Source organism: Polymorphobacter sp. PAMC 29334, assembly GCF_019431245.1.
In the GTDB taxonomy this organism is placed as follows: Bacteria; Pseudomonadota; Alphaproteobacteria; order Sphingomonadales; family Sphingomonadaceae; genus Polymorphobacter_B; species Polymorphobacter_B megasporae.
Genome location: NZ_CP080243.1, coordinates 1,066,075 through 1,085,185 on the forward strand (window position 1 = coordinate 1,066,075; position 19,111 = coordinate 1,085,185).

Here is a 19,111-nt window from a genome sequence, read left to right on the forward strand (position 1 = left end):
TCTCCGCAGGCTAATTCGTCAGTCCATCCCAGTCGCGATCGAAGTTTCCCTCGCGCATTGCGTCGGTCGTACCGATCAAAGGCTGACGAACGATCAACTGCGCGCCGCCGTCGCGAATCAACGGTCGATATTCGACGCCGATACTGCTGCGAACATGACGCGTGTAAAGCAGATCGAGCGGGATCGACAAATAGAAGCCCTTGTCGAAGCTGCCCTCGCCGAAACGCGCTGCCGAGATATTGGTAAACGTCGCGAAAGCACCGACGCGGACTCCCGATTCGAAGCGTCGCGACAATTCAAAGGTCGCTCCGAAATCACGTGCAAGATAGCGCCCGACCTTCACCGACGCGTCAACATGATTGCCCGGCAAGGTGTAGTACGCCGAGACGAAGCCAGTGAACGTCCGGTACTGGCGCAGATCGAACAGTTGGTCGTAACCGCGCTGGGCGACATACGCCCCTTCGATGCCGAGCGCGAAGCTCGAATTATACGGTCGCCACAGCACCTCACCGCCGACGCCGGCGAACATCTCCTCGAGCAGGCCGCCGTAGGCATGGCCGTAGAGGTTCGGGGCAATGTTGAAATTATAGTCGGCTTGGAGATGAGTGATCGCAGTTTTGCCCTTGCTCAAATACTGGGCGATGTCGGTACGGACGTGCGGTAGCGAGCTGTCAGACTGAAGTCGCAGCCGATCGAAGTTATCGGCAAGGTTGAGCGTAAACTGGCCGTCGATGCCGAGGCCGCGGCTGATCGACAGGCCGCCGTTGAACGCCGCAAAGGCGTCATAGAGCACGAATGCCTCGGGGCGCCCGAACGTCGTCTTGAGGCCAGGACGCAACGCGTAATAAAAATGCGGATAGGCCTTGCGGACATCACCCTGATATTCGGCGTTATCGAGGCCGGCTGGCGGAGGAGCGAATTCGGTCTGCTTGAGCAGCGCGTCGACCGGCTCTCCCCGCCGCGCGTTGACCGCTTCGATCAGCCCTTCGCGCGGCACTGTGACCGCCATGATTCGCAGGCCGTTCTCGACGAAGACGATTGTAAGCGAGGTGAACTTGGCTGGCAGCACCGAATAGGCTGCCCGAGCGACCCGCCCGAGGCCGGTCGCGACATTGAGGAAACGGTTCTGCGTCACGAACAATTCGGCAGAATTGCCGCTGAAGTTAGCGGCGAACAGCGTTGCGCCCTGCGTTGAAAGCGCTGCCTGGACCCGCGCTCCGTCACTGGTCAGCACCGGCGCAACCGGTGCCGGCGCGCGCGTCGGGGTGGCGGACGGCATCACCGGACTCTCCGCCGCCAGCTTCTGCGCAGGCGGCGGTGCGGAAAGAACGGTCGGGGGCGTGGGTTGGGCGTCCACGCCGATCGGCGGCGCCGGCGGATCGTACTTGGGAGCTTCGGTCTGGCGATTGAAATTCGTCGTCGCGGTGAAGGTCAGGCCGACCTTGTCGCCGCGCTCGAAGCTCGCCGCCGCGTGCAACCACGAGAACACCCGGTAATCGAGCGCGGCATTGACCGGTGCGCGATCGCGCAAGCGGTTGCCGAGCGCTTCCGATTGATAGTTATTCGGGTCATATTCGACCTTGAGCGACAGGCCGCGTATCGGTGTCGCGTATTGGATTCCGCCGAAGAGGCCCGCACGCCGGCCCTTGAAATATGTGTTGTTGAACTCGCCACCGCCGCCGCTGAAGGTAGGCCGGTTGTCGAAGCTGCTCGAGATATAAGTGAATGGATTACGGATCGGCCCTCGCGTCGCAAGATTGCCCCAGCCGATGCCGAAGCTCGCGTCGAACGGCCCGAACGATTTGTTCGCCACCAGATATTCGGAGCTGAACAGCCCGGTCCCGACAAAATCGCGCAAGCCGAAGGCGATGGCCGGACGGATGCGCCCTTCGCCGAGCAGCTTGAGCTTGAGATCGAAGCCGCGATCCTTGTAGCTCTGATTGCCGCTGAATGCGGGAACGTCCGAATAGAGCCGGTTGCGGACCGAGGTGTAGCGCAACGTTGCTTCAAGCCACGACGTCGCCTGCAACGTCACGAAGTAGCGGTCGTACGGCGCGACCTCGTTATATCCGGCGCTCAGCTGGCCATCGGGAGAAAACCGTGCGGTCGGGGTCTGGATCAGACCGACCCCGCCGAAATCATCGGTCAACGCGGGAACGGGATAAGGGTCGAACATGGCTGCTGTGGCGGGCGACACCGTTGCGATCATCGAAGCGGCGCCGCCCAACATCGCGCTGCGAAGCCGAATTCTCTTATGTCTCAACGATAACCGGCGCGGCGACGTTAAACGGGCATCGATCACAATCGCTAAAACTCCCGCCCGCTTTCCAACGCTTCGCCGAACCCATATAGCCCGGCGCACGAGCGCGCTACTATCACGTGGTGGTTTTGGCGAGCAGGTTTGTTGGGCGCGAGTGGAGCCGCTGATGGTCGAACGTTTAAATCGCCGGCATATCGTCGCCGGTGTGGGTGCCGGCTTGCTCGCGTCGTGCGCGGGTCTTCGGAAGGGGTCCGCATTCTACGGGACGATCACCGGCTATCACCCCGGTGGCGGCGACAGCGATACGCGAGCCTATGCCAATAGCCTGCCGTACGCATCGATGCTGTTCTGGATCGATGGTCATTCGCGGGATCTCGTCGTTCTTGGCTCGTTCGACCCGGATAACCGCCTGACGTGGTACACCGCTGACAAGCAATCGATCACGACATACGGTCCGTTCATCGTGGCGACCGTCGGGACCGAGGTTGACCTTGTACGGACTGATTTCGGCCCCGGCTGGGCGACGGATCCCCGAAGCCTCATCGGCATGACGCTGGACCGCACCACCGTCGTATCGCGCCGGGCGGATGCGACCGTCCACCTTCGCTCGACATTCCACGATGCCGGACTGGCACAGGTCAAAATCCTGGGCACCGCAATGCAACTTCACCGGATCGACGAGGCGGTGATTGCCAACAGCAGGACGCGCTTTATCAATAGCTATTGGATCGATGCCGACGGTGCCTGCTTCAAGAGCCGGCAGGAGGCCCTGCCAACCGTCCAGTCAGTCAACATCGAAATCCTGAAATACCCTGCGCAGACGTAGCGCAGGTACAGAGAAGCCGCGGCACCGATTGGTGCCGCGGCTTCGGAAGCTCTAGAGATTAACGGGTGCTCGTAGCCGTCGTGGTCGTAGCGGTCGATACAGGCGTGGTCGTTACCGGGGGCACGACCGGGGTGCTGGTGTCGGCGAGGCCGTCATTGCCACCGGTCGCGGCGACTGCGGCAACCGCGACGAGAATGCCACCGACGAGGATGCCGCCGTACAGGTTGCGCTGCGAGTGATCCGAAGCGACCTCAGCACCAGCAGCGGTGCCGGTCTGAGCGAAAGCACCAGCAGTCTGCACCAGCAGGAGCGAACCAACTGCAGCCTTTAACAATAAGTTCATCATTCTCTCCATATCCGATGCCGACAAAGCGTGATTGCGCTTCTAGCCTATTGAAACACGCGCTCAAGCACAAAGTTCATCGCTTTGGTGCGCCTTGAAATTCTTTTGCTACCTGTGGCCTCGACGAAACAGCCTGTCCCTGCGAAAGCGGCCGCCGGTCGATATCAATCGTCGGTTGGCGGGGGCTTTCGTGAAGTTACGTGTCGGTTTGATTGCTACCGCGCTCGCGACCGCTCTGTATCCGGCAGCGGCTAGCGCGGGGCCGTTCGCCGATGCGGGCGATGTCCAGCTGCGACAAGATGTCGATCTGCTCAAGGCGGCAGGCATCATCCGGGGCCCCGTCGATTCATGGCCGTTGCCATGGGTTCAGATCGACGGCGGCCTCGATGCCGCGCGGGACGGGCGCACGCTCGATCCCTATCTTGCCGCCGCGGTCGCGCGGCTCGAGCGGCTCAGCGATCTCGCCGCCCAACGCACATCGGTGGATGCGCGGATCGACGTGACGAGCGGCACAGAAATTCATCGCGCTTTCGGTGATGCTGCCCGCGGCAACGTCGACGCCGCGGTTCGCGGTGAACTGAACTTCGGAGCGCTCAGCATCGATGCCGGCATTGGCGCGCGGTCCGCGCGCTCGGGGCAGCGATATAATTTCGAGCCGAACCAGGTTGCAGTGACGGTCGGCAACGTCGCAATCTATGGTGGTTATACGCCGGTCTGGTTCGGCCCCGGACACGACGGAGCACTTTTATATTCGAATGACGCGCGTCCGTTTCCGAAAATCGGCATCAAGAAGTTGATGCCGAGCGCGTTCGACGCGCCAATCCTTCGCTGGTTCGGCCCATTCCGATTCGATTTCTTCGTCGGCGTACTCGACGGCAAACGAGACTTTCGCAACAGCGTCAACATCGGCACGCGCGTCAGCTTCCAACCGGCGAAGGGCGTCGAGGTCGGGCTCAATCGAGCCCAGCAGCTGTGTGGCGAGGGGCGGCCATGCGGATTTCACCAGATCGCCAACTCGTTCATCGGTGCGGGCAGCGACGGGAATAGCCGAAGCGATTATATCCGTCAGCCGGGCAATCAACTTGCCGGTTTTGACATCAGCTACACCCGCCGGTTCGGCGCCATCGCCGGAAAGATCTACGTCGAGACTGAAGCCGAAAACTTCAACAACGTCGTCCTCAAGCAGTTCGGTCGCCAGATCGGGACGACATGGTCCGGACCGTGGGGTCATCGCGGCGCGAATTGGCAGGCGAGCGTCGAATATGCCGACACGCTTGCCGCGCAAATCCTGAGCGGTACGCCGCTCCAGCCGGGCGGGACAACGTATCCGGGATCATTCTACAATAATACGCTCTACCTCGACGGCTTTACTTATAAGGGCCGCCCGATCGGCTACTGGACCGACGGCGATAGCCGCAATCTCGTCGCGTCACTGTCGGTCACCGATCGGCGAAATCGGCGCTGGTACGGATCGGTCAACGTCGTCCACCTCAATATCACCGGAATTTCGGGGGTCTCGACCGGGCCGTATGGGCTGTACTCGGGCACCGTCGGCAACCGCATCTCGCCGGATTCGGAGAAGTTCGCGATCGGGACGGCGGGCGTCGAATGGCCGACCCGCTTCGGCGATGTCAGGGTCGAAACACGCTACCAGACCGATTCGCCGGGGACCCCGGGGCGGCGGGCAGGGCGGGCGCAGGTCGAAGTCGGCCTACGCGAGCGATTCTGAGACGTTCGAGATCGATTGCGCGAGCAGGCTCTCAGACCCCGCGCGCGCCGCTCACACCCGCGCCGACATGGAGCGCGGTCTGCACCCCGTCCTCGATTCGAAACACCGTCCCCTGCGGCGCATCATCAGCAAGCATTACGCCCTCGAAAGCGGTTCCGCCGGCCAGCAGCCCGCGCAATACCCTCAGCGTGATGCCGTGGCTGATGACCAGCGCGACCCGCGCCGGAGCGAGTTCGCCGAGCCAGTCCTTCAGCCGCGTCGCAATTGCGGGATAATACTCGCCGCCCGGTGGTTCAACGTTGAACGCCCTGACGTCGGGGCAGACGATCGGGCCTTGCTCGGCGATGATGTCGGCGTAACGGCGGCCTTCCCAGCGGCCGACGTCGATCTCGAGCAGGCGCGGGTCGGAGCGGATACCGAAGAAGTCGCGGCCGAGATGCTCGGCGACGATCGCGACGGTCTGGAGCGTGCGGCCTGCGGGTGAGGCCCAGATATCGATGTCGGCGCCCGGGCCGAAGTGGCTGGCGAGCGCGGCGCCCATTGCCTCGGCCTGGGCGATGCCGGCGCGGGTCAGCGGCGTGTGCGCCATGTGACCCTGCATGCGGGCGCCTGCATTATAGACGGTCTCGGCGTGGCGGGCGAGGTACAGCAGCATGGTTGATGCTCTAGCCAAAGCGCGCGCGGCGGGCTAGCGGCATCGGCCATGGGTAAGATCTACGAAAGCACCGCGACCGCGCTCGATGGGCTGCTGTTCGACGGAATGACCATCGTCGCAGGCGGCTTCGGCTTGTGCGGTATCCCCGAGAAACTGATCGAGGCGATCCGCGTCAGCGGGGTCAAGGACCTCACCATCGTCTCGAACAACGCCGGCGTCGACGGCTTTGGCCTCGGGGTGCTGCTCCATTCGCGGCAGGTGAAGAAGATGATCTCGTCGTACGTCGGTGAGAATAAGGAGTTCGAGCGGCAATATCTCGCTGGCGAGCTCGAGCTCGAATTCAGCCCGCAGGGGACGCTTGCCGAACGCATTCGTGCGGGAGGGGCGGGGATCCCGGGATTCTACACCAGGACCGGGGTCGGCACGAAGATCGCCGAGGGTAAGGAACACAAGGATTTCGCCGGGGAGACGTACATCCTCGAAACCGGCATCGTCGCCGACCTCGCGATTGTCCATGCGTGGCGCAGTGATCCCTACGGCAATCTCGTCTACCGCAAGACCGCGCGCAACTTTAACCCGAATGCCGCGACCGCAGGGCGCGTGACGGTTGCCGAGGTCGAGGAGCTTGTCGACGCGGGCAGCCTCGACCCCGACGGCATCCACACACCATCGGTCTATGTCCAGCGCGTCGTTCTCGGGCATGATTTCGAGAAGCGGATCGAGCAGCGAACCGTGCGCCAAAGGGAGCCGGTCTGATGGCGTGGACGCGGGATGAGATGGCGGCGCGAGCCGCGAGGGAATTGCAGGACGGCTTTTACGTCAATCTCGGCATCGGCATGCCGACGCTGGTGGCGAACCATATCGAGCCGGGAATCGACATCACCCTCCAGTCGGAAAACGGCATGCTGGGGATGGGGCCGTTTCCGATCTCGGGCGAGGAAGACGCCGATCTCATCAACGCCGGCAAGCAGACGATCACCGAGCTGCGGCGGACGAGCTATTTCAGCTCGGCCGATTCGTTCGCGATGATTCGCGGCGGGCACATGGACCTGTCGATTCTTGGCGCGATGGAAGTCGCGGCCAACGGCGACCTCGCCAACTGGATGATTCCGGGCAAGATGGTCAAGGGAATGGGCGGGGCGATGGATCTCGTCGCCGGGGCGCGGCGGATCGTCGTGATGATGGAGCACAACGACAAGACCGGCGGCTTCAAGTTCTGCGAGGCGTGCACCCTGCCGCTGACGGGGTCGAACGTCGTCGACGTGCTGATCACCGACCTCGCGGTGTTCGAGCGTGCCGACCGCAAGGGCGCGCCATTCCGGCTGGTCGAATGTGCGGCCGGGGTGACCGCCGACGAGGTCCGCGCGCGGACGGGGGCGCATTTCATTGCTTGATTCGACCGGCGCGTCCTCCGCGGTCGCGCCGAATGCGCTCGACGCGTTCTGGATGCCGTTTACATCGAACAAGGCGTTCAAGGCGCAGCCGCGACTGCTCGCGCGTGCCGAGGGCATGTATTACTGGACCGATCGTGGCGAGCGGTTGCTCGACGGGACCGCTGGGCTGTGGTGCGTCAACGCCGGGCATGGGCGCGCCGAGATCACCGCGGCGATTCGCGAGCAGGCCGGGGTGATGGACTTCGCGCCGGTGTTCCAGCTCGGCCACCCGCTGGCGTTCACCGCCGCGTCGAAGCTCGCGCTGATGTTCCCGGCGAAGCTCGACCATGTCTTCTTCTGCAATTCGGGGTCGGAAGCGGTCGATACCGCGCTCAAGATCGCGCTCGCGTACCAGCGGTCGATCGGGCAGGGCACGCGGACCCGGCTGATCGGGCGCGAACGCGGCTATCACGGCGTCGGCTTCGGCGGCATTTCGGTCGGCGGGATCGTCAACAACCGCCGCGTATTCGGCTCGCTCGGTGGGGTCGATCATCTTCGCCACACGCATATTCCGGAGAACGCGTTCAGCATCGGCCAGCCGCCGCACGGTGCCGATCTTGCCGACGACCTCGAACGGATGCTCGGGCTCCACGGCGCGGAGACGATTGCTGCGGTCATCGTCGAGCCGCTCGCCGGATCGACCGGGGTGCTGGTGCCGCCCGCCGGCTACCTCGAACGCCTGCGCGCAATTGCGACGAAGCATGGCATCCTGCTGATCTTCGACGAAGTTATTACCGCGTTCGGCCGCCTCGGCGCAGCGACGGCGGCGGATTACTTCGGTGTCACCCCGGACCTGATCGCCTGCGCCAAGGGGCTGACCAATGCGACGGTGCCGATGGGAGCGGTGGTCGCTGCCGAATTCATCCACCGCGCGCTCGTCGAAGATGGCCCGGCAGGGATCGAACTGTTCCACGGCTACACCTATTCGGCGCATCCGCTCGCCTGCGCCGCCGCCATCGCGACGCTCGACCTGTATGTTAGCGACGATCTGTTCGCGCGCGCCGCAGGGCTTGCGCCGTATTTTGCTGCCGCGGTGCACGCCCTGCGCGACAAGCCCCATGTCATCGACATCCGCAGCCTAGGCCTCGTCGCTGGGATCGAATTGCGCCCGCGCGACGGCGCACCGGGAGCGCGGGCGATGGAGCTGTTCCACCGCGCCTTCGATTCGGGGCTGCTGGTGCGCGTCACCGGCGATATCATCGCGTTGTCGCCGCCGCTGATCGCCAGCGAGGAGCAGATCGACGAGATGTTCAGCCGAATCGGGGGTCTGCTCGACGCGCTCGACTGATTACGCCCGTCGGCGGATCACTCCGAACAGCGCTTGTCCACGCTTCTCGACCATGCGGTCGCGACGTTGCCGCAGGCTTTGACACCGTCGCTATCGGCGCTCTTGATCCACGCCTTGATCCTGCCGTTCGGGATCGTATCGACGCGGTTGTTGCGGATGACGCATTCACGGCAACTGTACATCGCGATGCCGTGCCACTCCTTGATCGCGATCGTATTATTCTCGACGCGGACCCGGTCGAACCCGCCGTCGTCGACGCCGCCGCGGATGTGGTTGAACATCGTGATGCCCTGGGTATCGCCGCTGGCCTTGTTGTTGGTGATCGTGATGTCGGCCACCGGGGGCGACGTCGGGCGCGACCATAATTGGATGCAGTCCGGGTGCGCGCCGGGGGTCGGCAGGGTATCGCGGCACTCGTTGTGATCGATCAAAACGCGGCGTGACTCGGCGATGTCGATGCCGTCGGACCCTGAATCGGTGATGGTGTTGTTCGTGATCCGGGCGTCACTGACCTTGCCGATGATGATCCCGTTGCGGGTGAAATGGCGGAATGTCGCTCCGTCAATCGTAACATGATCGCTAGTCCCGGCGCTCCAGCCGGTGTGGGTCGTATCCTTTCCATCGAATGTGCCGCCGTGCCAGACGACCCCGGAAACGTCGTTGAATGCGACCTGCGCAAGCCGGGCCGCACTCGCTTCGATCGTCAGCGGCGGCGCCCAAACATGCTTGTCGATCCGCATCGGCGCGTAGTCGCCGGGGGCGAGCGTGATCGTGTCGCCGCCCTTGGCGGCGTCGATCACGGCTTTTGCAGTCTCGGGAGTCGCCGTCGTCGTCGCCGCATGACCGCCGCATGCCGACAGCGCGATTGCGGCCGCCGCGAGCGCGGGCCGCAGGAAATCGAACGGCTTTGGTATGGACAGCGTAAGCAATGACATGATTGGCTCCGTGGCCGGACGGGCAGGACACCGGCAAGACATCCTAGCAGCGCCGGCCCTGCGGTGTAACCTCGACGACGAGCGCCGCCGCGATGGTGACTTTCCCGCTACCCGATACCGCGCCAACCGCTATAGTCGCGCGCACTGACGGGGCGGACTGCAATCACAAGGGCATTTGAATGAAGGCGACGGTTGAACGCGCGACACTGCTAAAATGCCTCGCGCACGTCCAATCGGTGGTCGAGCGGCGCAACACGATTCCGATCCTGTCGAATGTGCTGATCGAAGCCAAGGACGACGGGTTGCGCCTGATGGCGACCGACCTCGATCTCCAGGTCGTCGAGACGATCGCCGCGCATGTCGCCTCGCCGGGGGCGACGACGGTCAGCGCGCACACGCTGTTCGACATCGCGCGCAAGCTGCCCGAAGGCGCGCAGGTCGAACTGACCGTTGTCGGCGACAAGATGACGGTCACCGCCGACCGCTATCGCTCGAACCTCGCGACGCTGCCGCGCGACGACTTCCCGGTGATCGCCGAAACCGACCTGCCGACGGTGTTCACATTGCCCGCCGAGACATTGCGGACGATCATCGACGGCACGCGCTTCGCGATCTCGACCGAGGAAACGCGCTATTATCTCAACGGCATCTTCCTCCACGTCATCGACGGCGCCGAGCCCAAGCTGCGCGCAGTCGCGACCGACGGCCACCGCCTCGCGCGGATCGAGTTCGATATGCCCGAAGGCGCAAAGGGGATGCCCGACGTCATCGTCCCGCGGAAGTGCGTTGCCGAAATCCGCAAGCTGCTCGACGAGGTCGACGGCGAGGTCGAGGTGTCGTTGTCGGCGTCGAAGATCCGCTTCAAGCTGGCGGGCGCGGTGCTGACTTCGAAACTGATCGACGGCACCTTCCCCGATTACAGCCGCGTCATTCCGACCGCAAACGACCGGCTGCTGCGGATCGATCGCAAAAGCTTGTCGCAGGGCGTCGACCGTGTCGCCGCGATCGCGACGACCGAGAAGACCCGCGCGGTGAAGATCGCGCTCGGCCACGACAAGGTCACGCTGTCGGTCACCAGTCCCGAGAACGGCACCGCATCGGAGGAAATTCCCGCCGACTACAGCGCGCCCGAATTCGAGGTCGGCTTCAACTACCGTTACCTCCTCGACATTCTCGACCAGGTCGACAGCGATCTTGTCGAAGTCCACCTCGCCGACGCCGCCGCGCCGACGCTGATCCGGGTCAATGACGCCAGCGAGGCGCTGTACGTCCTAATGCCGATGCGGGTTTGATTCCGCGCACGGTTGCGCGGCGATGACGTTCGACGACATCGCCGCGATCGCGCTGCCGCTTCCCGGCGTCGCGCTCGGCACATCGTACGGCACCCCGGCGCTCAAGGTCGCGGGCAAGCTGCTCGCGCGGCTGCGCGAGGACGGCGATATGGTGCTCAAGGTCGAAGACGGCGTGCGCGACGCGCTAATCGAGACCCAGTCCGACGTGTTCCACACGACGCCGCACTATGATGGGTATCCGGTCCTGCTCGTCCGGCTGGCCGAGGCCGATCCCGAACAGATCGCCGGGCTGGTCGAACGCGCGTGGGGCGGGTTGGCGAGCGCGAAGCTGCGGCGGTCGCGGGCGACGAGTGCGGACACTGGGATAGGCTGACGGAGGCGATCGATGCTTGCGCACTCGTCCGACGCAACGATGACGGTCGACCAGTTCCTCAACGCCTATGAGGGCGTCGGCGGTCGTTACGAATTGGTCGACGGGCACGTTCGTTCGGTAACTGGCTTATCGGCGGCCCATGCGATCGTGTCGGGCAACATTCTGATATTGCTTATGCAGCTGTTTCGCGGGACGCCTCATCGAACATTTAACTTCGGTGTCGGCTTGTGGCTGAGCGACACTACGCTGCGCTATCCAGACGTCACGGTGTATGGCGACCCGCGCGATCTTGAGCTCGATCCTGATGTGACGCAGTCATTCCGCTATCCCAGTATTGTGCTGGAGGTTCTTTCACCGGAGATCGTGGTCGAGGATCGCGCCGTAAAAATACTCGAATACAAGTCGATCGCGACCGTCGAGGCGATCGTGCTGGTCGATCCGGTGGCCAAGACGATCGAGGTGCACGAGCGGCTCGATGGCGAAAACTGGCTGCACCGGCTCCCCGCCGCCGGGATCGATCTCATTCTCAAAAAGCCGCAGCTGACTCTCGCGCATGCTGACATCTTTGATCTAAGCTGAACCTCATCCGCGACGTTCGCCCGCGTTGACCGGTGCAGCGGGCTCCCGTGTAAAGCGGCGATGACGACGCTCATTCCGGTCCTCGGAGACCAGCTTAGCCACGGCCTCGTATCGGTTCGTGACGGCCCAGCTGAGGCGGTCGTGCTGATGGTCGAGGTCGCCGACGAGGCGGCGTACGTTCGCCACCACAAGAAGAAGATCGCGCTGATCCTGTCGGCGATGCGGCACTTTGCCGACGAGTTGCGCGCAGCCGGCTGGACGGTCGACTATGTGAAGCTCGACGACGATGGCAACACCGGCAGCTTCACCGGCGAGGTTGGGCGGGCGATCGAGCGGCACCACGCAACCAGCATCCGCATCGTCGAATCGGGCGAATGGCGGGTCGCGGCGATGATCGACGGCTGGGCGGCGCGCTTCGGCGTGCCGGTCGAGGTCCTGCCTGATGACCGCTTCCTGTGCAGCCGCGCCGACTTCGCCGAATGGGCCGCAGCGCGCAAGCGGTTGATCATGGAAGATTTCTACCGCGAGATGCGCAAGCGGACGGGGCTGCTGATGGCGTTCGGCAAGCCAATCGGCACGCGCTGGAACTTCGACGCCGACAATCGCAAGGTGCCGCCGCGCGGGCTCAACTACCCGGCCCCGCCCGAGTTCGAACCCGATGCGATCACGCGCGAGGTGCTCGACCTCGTCGGGCGGCGCTTCGGCGATCACTTCGGCGATCTCGACCCCTTCGGCTTCGCCGTCACCCGCGCGCAGGCGCTCGTCGCGCTCGACCATTTCATTACCGTCGCGCTGCCCCGCTTCGGTGATTATCAGGATGCGATCGTCGAGGGGCAGGCGTTTCTCTACCACGCCATCCTATCGCCTTACCTCAACTGCGGACTGCTGACCGCGCACGAAGTCGCCCATGCCGCCGCCGATGCCTTCGCGCGTGGCGACGCGCCGCTCAACGCGGTGGAGGGCTTCGTCCGCCAGGTCATCGGCTGGCGCGAATATGTCCGCGGCATCTACTGGCACGCCGGCCCGGAGTATAAAGACTCCAACGCCCTCGGTGCGACCCGCGACCTTCCCGAATTCTACTGGACCGGCGACACCGACCTGCGCTGCATCGCTCAATCGGTCGCACAGGTCCGCGCGCACGCCTACAACCACCACATCCAGCGGCTGATGGTTCTCGGCAATTTCGCGATGCTGATCGGGGTCGAGCCGGCGCAGATCGAGGACTGGTTCCTCGTCGTTTATGCCGATGCGTACGAATGGGTCGAGCTGCCTAACGTCCACGGCATGAGCCAGTTTGCCGACGGCGGCTTGCTCGGGTCTAAGCCTTACGCCGGCGGCGGCGCGTACATCGACCGGATGAGCGACCATTGCGGACGGTGCCGCTACGACGTCAAGCAGAAGACCGGCCCCGACGCCTGCCCGTTCAACGCACTCTACTGGGATTTCCTCGCGCGCCACCGCGAGCTGCTTAAAGGCAATTCGCGGCTGTGGCGGATGTACGACGGCTGGGACCGGCTCGGCCCTGAGCGGCAGGCGGCGACCCGCGCGAGCGCGGCAGCGTTCATGGCGACGCTCCCGCCGGCGGCGCGGGGATGGGCGGTGGCGGAGTGACTTGCTAGGGTCGCGGCCCTAGGTCTTTGGCAATGTCGACGATCGCCCGCCTGACGCTGACCGACTTTCGCTCGCATGTGGCGGCGGACATTGCGCTCAAACCCCGCGCGATCGTCATCACCGGCGACAATGGGCAGGGCAAGACCAATCTGCTCGACGCGGTTTCATTGCTGTCGCCTGGGCGCGGCCTTCGCGGCGTCGCGTTATCGGACGCCGCGCGCTCCGACGGCCCGGGCGGTTGGACCATTGCCGCCGAAGTCGCGGCACCCGGCGGCGCGGTCCAGATCGGCACGGGCACCGATGCCGCTGCTCCTGACCGGCGAGTGGTGCGGATCAACGGCGCGGCGGCGCCGATTGCGCGGCTGGGCGAGTGGCTCGGCGTGCTGTGGCTGACCCCGGCGATGGATCGGCTGTTCGTCGATACCGCGAGCGCGCGCCGCCGTTTTCTCGACCGCCTCGTCCTCGCGCTCGAACCGGGCCACGGCGGCGAGGTCACGCGCTACGACGCGGCGATGCGCGCCCGGACCCGATTGCTGACCGGCGAACTCTCCGCCGACCCGGTGTGGCTCGCGGGGCTCGAGCGGGCGATGGCCGAGCATGGTGCAGCGGTCGCCCGCGCCCGCGAGGCGACAGTCGCCGCGCTCGGTGACGCGCTCGCTGTCGCCCCTGGGGACTTTCCCCGCGCGACCGTGACCCTCGACATGCAAGCGAGCCCCGATCTCGCCGCCACGCTCGCGCGCAACCGCGCCGTCGATGCCGCCGCCGGGCGCGCAACCGCCGGGCCGCACCGCGCCGACCTGATCGTGACCAACGCCGCCAAGGCGCAGCCCGCCGCGCGCAGTTCGACCGGCGAGCAGAAGGCACTCCTCCTCGGCCTCGTCCTCGCCCATGCCGGGCTTGTTGCGAGCCGGACCGGACGCCCGCCGATCCTCCTCCTCGACGAGGTTGCCGCGCACTTGGATCCCGCGCGCCGCGGCGCATTGTTCGACCGGCTCGCGGCGGGCGGCGGGCAGGTCTGGCTGACCGGCACCGAGGCGGAATTGTTCGCCGGGCTGGACGCCCAGCGCCTCGTCATCGCGCACGGGATCGTCGCTCAGTAGGCCTGTGCTTTGGCCTCGCGTACGCGCGCGGGAGTCCCTATATGGATGTGACAGTTCCGCGCGGTTCTCGCAGCGTTAAGGGTTCACATTTGTCCGACGAAACCAACATGGCCGAGGCCGATTACGGCGCGGATTCGATCCAGGTCCTCCGCGGTCTCGACGCAGTCCGCAAGCGACCCGGCATGTACATCGGCGATACCGACGACGGCTCGGGCCTCCACCATATGGTCTTCGAAGTCAGCGACAATGCGATCGACGAAGCCCTCGCCGGCTATTGCGACCGGATCGACATTCGCCTCAACGCCGACGGCAGCGTCACCGTCGCCGACAACGGCCGTGGCATCCCGACCGGCATCCACTCCGAAGAAGGCGTCAGCGCCGCCGAACTCGTGATGACCCAGCTCCACGCGGGCGGCAAGTTCAACAATTCGGACGAGAACGCGTACAAGGTTTCGGGCGGCCTTCACGGCGTCGGCGTCAGCGTCGTCAATGCCTTGTCCGAATATCTCATCCTCCGCATCTGGCGCGAGGGCCACGAGCACAGCATGACGTTCAAGAACGGCGACCCGCAGGCGCCGCTCGCAATCGTCGGGCCGCAAGGCGACCGCCGCGGCACCGAGGTGACCTTCCTGCCGTCGCCCGTCACCTTCAAGATCGTCGAGTTCGACTTCGCCAAGCTAGAGCACCGCTTCCGCGAACTCGCCTTCCTCAACTCGGGCGTCCGGCTGTTCCTGACCGACGCGCGCCACGCCGAACACGTCACCACCGAGCTGTATTACGAGGGTGGGATCGCCGCGTTCGTCGCCTATCTCGACAAGTCGAAGACCTCGCTGATCCCCGCGCCGGTCGCGATTCACGGCGAGCGCGACGACATTTCGATTGACGTCGCGCTCGAATGGAACGACTCGTATTACGAGCAGGTCCTTTGCTTCACCAACAACATCCCGCAGCGTGATGGCGGTACCCATCTCGCGGCGTTCCGCGCGGCGCTGACCCGCACCCTCAACACGTACGCCGAGAAGTCGGGCGTGTTGAAGAAGGAGAAGGTGACGCTGACCGGCGACGACATGCGCGAAGGGCTGACCGCGATCATCTCGGTCAAGCTGCCCGACCCCAAGTTCAGCAGCCAGACTAAGGACAAGCTCGTCAGCTCCGAAGTCCGCCAGCCGCTCGAAGCGCTGATCGCCGACAAGCTTGCCGAGTGGCTCGAGGAAAACCCCAACCACGCCAAGACGATCATCTCGAAGATCATCGACGCCGCCGCCGCGCGCGAAGCCGCGAAGAAGGCGCGCGACTTGACTCGGCGCAAGGGCGCGCTCGACATCGCCTCACTGCCCGGCAAGCTCGCCGACTGCCAGGAGCGCGACCCCGCCAAGTCCGAGCTGTTCCTCGTCGAGGGTGACTCGGCGGGCGGCTCGGCGAAGCAGGGGCGCAACCGTGCGTATCAGGCGATTCTGCCGTTGCGCGGCAAGATCCTCAACGTCGAGCGCGCGCGCTTCGACCGGATGCTGTCGAGCCGCGAGATCGGGACGATGATCCAGGCGCTCGGCTGCGGCATCGGCCGCGATGAGTTCAAGATCGAGAAACTGCGCTATCACAAGGTCGTCATCATGACCGACGCCGACGTCGACGGCGCGCATATCCGGACGCTGCTGCTGACGTTCTTCTACCGCCAGATGCCCGAGCTGATCCATGGCGGTTATCTCTACATCGCCCAGCCGCCGCTCTATAAGGTCAGCCGCGGCCGGTCGGAGGTCTATCTCAAGGACAATCCCGCGCTCGACGACTATCTCGTCGACAGCGGCCTCAACGGACTGCTCCTCGAAACATCGAGCGGCGAACGGCGCGGCGGTGACGACCTGCGCGCGCTGACCGAACACGCGCGCCGCCTCAAGACGTTGATGACCTATGTCCCGCAGCGCTACGACCCGCGCGTTATCGAGGCCTTGGCGTTGACCGGCGGCCTCGCTCCCGATCTCGACCGCGCCGGGCTCGCCGCCGCCGCATCGCGGACCGCGGCATGGCTCGACCTGACCGACGACGTCCAGGGCTGGGTTGCCGAACCCGCAGTCGACGGCGGTTATCATCTCAGCCGGGCGCTCCGCGGCGTCACCGACCATTATATCGTCGATCCCGCGCTGCTCGCCTCGGCGGAGGCGCGCAAGCTCCACGCCCTGGGGTCGGAGGAGGCGGCAACCTACGCCGCCCCGGCAAAGCTCGGCGAGCGTATCGTCCGCCGCCCGTCCGAATTGCTCGACGCGGTCCTCGACGCCGGGCGCAAGGGGCTGAGCATTCAGCGCTACAAGGGGCTCGGCGAGATGAACGCTGAACAGCTGTGGGAAACGACGCTCGACCCGCAGGCGCGCGCACTGTTGCGTGTCACCGCCGACGACCTCGAAGGGGCAAATCTGACCTTCGAAACGCTCATGGGGGAGGTCGTCGAACCGCGTCGCGCCTTCATCCAGGACAACGCCCTGTCGGTGGCAAACCTCGACGTTTGATAGAGCCATTCAAATGGCTCTTCGAAAACTGTCGGGATTCTTTACACCACCGAAACGGATAGCGGGACACGTCGTTACGCAATCGTACTAAATCAACACGTTACGTTATCGTAACGTGTTGGCACGGTCCTTGCTCATATTCTCCGGGAGAGCACCAAAGATCAGTTCCCGGAGAATTTTGATGAACCGCACCACCGCCGCCTCACTTGCCGCGCTCGCTGCAGCGCTCGCGATCACGACGCCGGCCTCGGCCGCGCTGACGATCTTCGCCGCGTCCGATGCGACGACGAACAGCATCGGCTACACCAACCAGGACACCTACACCGACACCAGCAATGCCGCGACGACGGTGTCACACTCCGCTGTAGCTCCGGCTACGATCCACGGCACCTATACCGCTGCACAGGTCGGCAAGACGATCACCGTCAAGGCGGTGACTGTTGTCCATCCTGCGGTGACGACGAATAACCCCGACGGCACGACGACGACGTCGGCCTACACCTCGACGACGACTGCGGGCTATTCCTACAAGGTTACCGCCGCGGGTACGGCCGGCACCGGGACCGCAACCAAGACTGTTCCGGCGTATGTCGCGACCACGGCGGGGGCGTCCGTCGTTCATAAGCTAAGCGGAAACGCCGGTGTGCTTTCGAACATCTCGAACGTTTCGACCGGAACCTATGCCGGGTCGACCCTCACGAACTTCAGCTTCTTGAACAACGCGCTGGCGAGTTCGGTTAACAGCAAGGCCTCTTACTTCACGCTGACCGCGACGTCGTCGACCCAGGCGACCTCAACCACGATCCCCGGCTTCGGCACGTTCCTGACCCAGCCGCTCCTGACAGGAACATTCCAGTTCCTGTCGGCAACCGCCTTCAACATCGGCAACTATCATGTCAGCGTCGGTGACGTTTTCCTGAGCGGTAGCTTCAGCGGTGCCGGCATCGGTGCGTTGCTCAACGGGTCGACGGCGAGCATCCTCGCATCGTCGGCTGCGGGGAACAGCGTGACCTTCAACGACAGCGCGTTCCTCAACTTCACCAATGTCGTGCACACCGATGCCACGTTCAACATGAATGCAATCGGGGGCGGGGTCGGCGTTTCGAACTCGAAGAGCTCGCTCAAGAGCTTCACGTCGTCGGGGTCGACCCAGTTCGCTTCAGACCCGACGCCGCTCGTCGCGCTCGTACCTGAGCCCGCCATGTGGGGTCTCCTCGTCGTTGGCTTCGGCATGGTCGGTTTCCAGACCCGCCGCCGTCACCGCGCGACGAGCGTGACGGCGTAAATAGCCTTCAACCGCGCCGCATGGCGCGGGTTCTTCGAGAAAACGCGCACTCCGGTGCGCGTTTTTTTTGTGGTTTGTGGCTTGGCTGGCGCCCTTGGCTGGGGATGGCACGGCCGATGCAAGCTCGAATTCGCGCAGACGAGCGTCGGAGCGAATGATTATAGTTCGGGCTGCAATACACCCTCTCTGTGCAACTTTCATCCAAACGGTTCATCCGTGTGCGATGCGCCGATAAGTTGGGGAGTGCCCGATCGCCCACGGCAGCCGCCCTCAGTTCGCGGAATCCTTGCGGTCAAAAAACGCTGTCCTACAGGACCATTGACCCCCTAGCGTCATCGGATGAACCGATTCGCCCCACAGCACGACGCCACCACGCTCGCGGCTGAAAGGCCCGACCCTGCTTGCGAAGGAGCAATCCAATCGAGCCCTTCTTCCCGATCATCGATATCCGGTACTGATCCGCGCTCGTCGCCCAATGGATATTGTCTGTGATGCCGACATTGCGTGCACGTCACGATGGCTGGACCGAAGCTCGGCAAGCAGTTTTTCTCGCTGCACTCAACAATGGCGCGGGTATTGCCACCGCGGCGACCGCCGCCGGTATGTCGCGCGAGAGCGCTTCGCGCCTGCGCCGCAATCCGCGCGCCGCAGATTTTGCGGCACGCTGGGCCGAAATCGACTCGACGAGCACGGCAGGTCGTGACCTGACGGCGCTGCTGAACGACGAGAATTATGGGTCCGCGCGGACCGTCGGCAACAGCCGGCTGGAAATTCGCTCCACCGAACCCCGCTTTGACAGCTGGCTCGTCCGGCGACTTAACTCGATGCAGAAAACGACGTCCAAAAGTGTGAACTTCGTGTGACCTTTCACCGATGCCACGTGAGCGCCACCGAGCGAGAC

At 64.4% G+C, this 19,111-nt stretch carries 17 protein-coding genes; 13 read left to right on the top strand and 4 right to left on the bottom strand.

Going from position 1 to position 19,111, the window contains the following annotated elements:
- Positions 1–10: 10 nt before the first annotated feature.
- Entirely contained in the window at positions 11–2,176 is a 2,166-nt protein-coding gene (locus KZX46_RS08980) for a YjbH domain-containing protein (protein ID WP_219776298.1), read from the bottom strand.
- On the opposite strand from KZX46_RS08980, the gene KZX46_RS08985 reads away from it, so the two are divergent.
- The gene (locus KZX46_RS08985) at positions 2,175–3,086 is read left to right on the top strand and encodes a YjbF family lipoprotein (protein WP_219776299.1); all 912 of its coding nucleotides are present in this window, start codon (positions 2,175–2,177) and stop codon (positions 3,084–3,086) included. The genes KZX46_RS08980 and KZX46_RS08985 overlap by 2 nt on opposite strands.
- A gap of 58 nt (positions 3,087–3,144) precedes the next feature.
- Here the strand turns inward: KZX46_RS08985 and KZX46_RS08990 are convergent, their stop codons facing one another.
- A complete protein-coding gene (locus tag KZX46_RS08990; RefSeq protein WP_219776300.1) occupies positions 3,145–3,429 on the bottom strand; it encodes a hypothetical protein in 285 nt (94 codons plus the stop codon).
- A 190-nt stretch (positions 3,430–3,619) separates the two neighbouring features.
- On the opposite strand from KZX46_RS08990, the gene KZX46_RS08995 reads away from it, so the two are divergent.
- Positions 3,620–5,158 (top strand): capsule assembly Wzi family protein, encoded by a 1,539-nt coding sequence (locus KZX46_RS08995; protein WP_219776301.1) that lies wholly within the window; start codon positions 3,620–3,622, stop codon positions 5,156–5,158.
- Between the two features lie 31 nt (positions 5,159–5,189).
- On the opposite strand, the gene KZX46_RS09000 is transcribed toward KZX46_RS08995, so the two are convergent.
- Positions 5,190–5,813 (bottom strand): histidine phosphatase family protein, encoded by a 624-nt coding sequence (locus KZX46_RS09000; protein WP_219776302.1) that lies wholly within the window; start codon positions 5,811–5,813, stop codon positions 5,190–5,192.
- A 48-nt stretch (positions 5,814–5,861) separates the two neighbouring features.
- On the opposite strand from KZX46_RS09000, the gene KZX46_RS09005 reads away from it, so the two are divergent.
- The 3 genes from KZX46_RS09005 to KZX46_RS09015 are packed head-to-tail and all read left to right on the top strand — an operon-like array spanning position 5,862 to position 8,534.
- Positions 5,862–6,569 (top strand): CoA transferase subunit A, encoded by a 708-nt coding sequence (locus tag KZX46_RS09005; RefSeq protein ID WP_216711001.1) that lies wholly within the window; start codon positions 5,862–5,864, stop codon positions 6,567–6,569.
- Positions 6,569–7,207, top strand: a complete 639-nt coding sequence (locus KZX46_RS09010; RefSeq protein WP_219776303.1) for a 3-oxoacid CoA-transferase subunit B — start codon at positions 6,569–6,571, stop codon at positions 7,205–7,207. The genes KZX46_RS09005 and KZX46_RS09010 overlap by 1 nt, the downstream gene beginning before the upstream one ends.
- Positions 7,200–8,534: an aspartate aminotransferase family protein gene (locus tag KZX46_RS09015; protein WP_226896195.1), complete on the top strand. Its 1,335-nt coding sequence runs from the start codon at positions 7,200–7,202 to the stop codon at positions 8,532–8,534. The genes KZX46_RS09010 and KZX46_RS09015 overlap by 8 nt, the downstream gene beginning before the upstream one ends.
- Positions 8,535–8,551: 17 nt before the next feature.
- Here KZX46_RS09015 and KZX46_RS09020 read toward each other — a convergent pair whose 3' ends face one another.
- Complete coding sequence (locus KZX46_RS09020; protein WP_219776304.1) at positions 8,552–9,469, bottom strand: right-handed parallel beta-helix repeat-containing protein; 918 nt, start codon at positions 9,467–9,469, stop codon at positions 8,552–8,554.
- A 179-nt stretch (positions 9,470–9,648) separates the two neighbouring features.
- Between KZX46_RS09020 and dnaN the strand changes: the two genes are divergently transcribed.
- The 8 genes from dnaN (at position 9,649) to KZX46_RS09060 (ending at position 19,073) form a co-directional block, all read left to right on the top strand.
- Positions 9,649–10,761, top strand: coding sequence for a DNA polymerase III subunit beta (dnaN, locus tag KZX46_RS09025; protein ID WP_219776305.1), 1,113 nt, complete (start codon positions 9,649–9,651; stop codon positions 10,759–10,761).
- Between the two features lie 22 nt (positions 10,762–10,783).
- Positions 10,784–11,134 (top strand): MmcQ/YjbR family DNA-binding protein, encoded by a 351-nt coding sequence (locus tag KZX46_RS09030; RefSeq protein ID WP_216711005.1) that lies wholly within the window; start codon positions 10,784–10,786, stop codon positions 11,132–11,134.
- Positions 11,135–11,146: 12 nt separating this feature from the next.
- Positions 11,147–11,713 (top strand): Uma2 family endonuclease, encoded by a 567-nt coding sequence (locus tag KZX46_RS09035; RefSeq protein ID WP_219776306.1) that lies wholly within the window; start codon positions 11,147–11,149, stop codon positions 11,711–11,713.
- A 60-nt stretch (positions 11,714–11,773) separates the two neighbouring features.
- Positions 11,774–13,324 carry a cryptochrome/photolyase family protein gene (locus tag KZX46_RS09040; protein ID WP_219776307.1) on the top strand — a complete coding sequence of 517 codons (1,551 nt, stop codon included), beginning with the start codon at positions 11,774–11,776 and terminating at the stop codon, positions 13,322–13,324.
- A 32-nt stretch (positions 13,325–13,356) separates the two neighbouring features.
- Positions 13,357–14,424, top strand: coding sequence for a DNA replication/repair protein RecF (gene recF / locus KZX46_RS09045; RefSeq protein WP_219776308.1), 1,068 nt, complete (start codon positions 13,357–13,359; stop codon positions 14,422–14,424).
- 107 nt (positions 14,425–14,531) lie between these two features.
- Complete coding sequence (gene gyrB, locus KZX46_RS09050; RefSeq protein ID WP_216711033.1) at positions 14,532–16,925, top strand: DNA topoisomerase (ATP-hydrolyzing) subunit B; 2,394 nt, start codon at positions 14,532–14,534, stop codon at positions 16,923–16,925.
- A 181-nt stretch (positions 16,926–17,106) separates the two neighbouring features.
- Positions 17,107–18,210 carry a PEP-CTERM sorting domain-containing protein gene (locus KZX46_RS09055; RefSeq protein WP_219776309.1) on the top strand — a complete coding sequence of 368 codons (1,104 nt, stop codon included), beginning with the start codon at positions 17,107–17,109 and terminating at the stop codon, positions 18,208–18,210.
- 491 nt (positions 18,211–18,701) lie between these two features.
- On the top strand, positions 18,702–19,073 hold the full coding sequence (locus tag KZX46_RS09060) for a hypothetical protein (protein ID WP_219776310.1): 372 nt from the start codon (positions 18,702–18,704) through the stop codon (positions 19,071–19,073).
- The last annotated feature ends 38 nt before the right edge of the window (positions 19,074–19,111 follow it).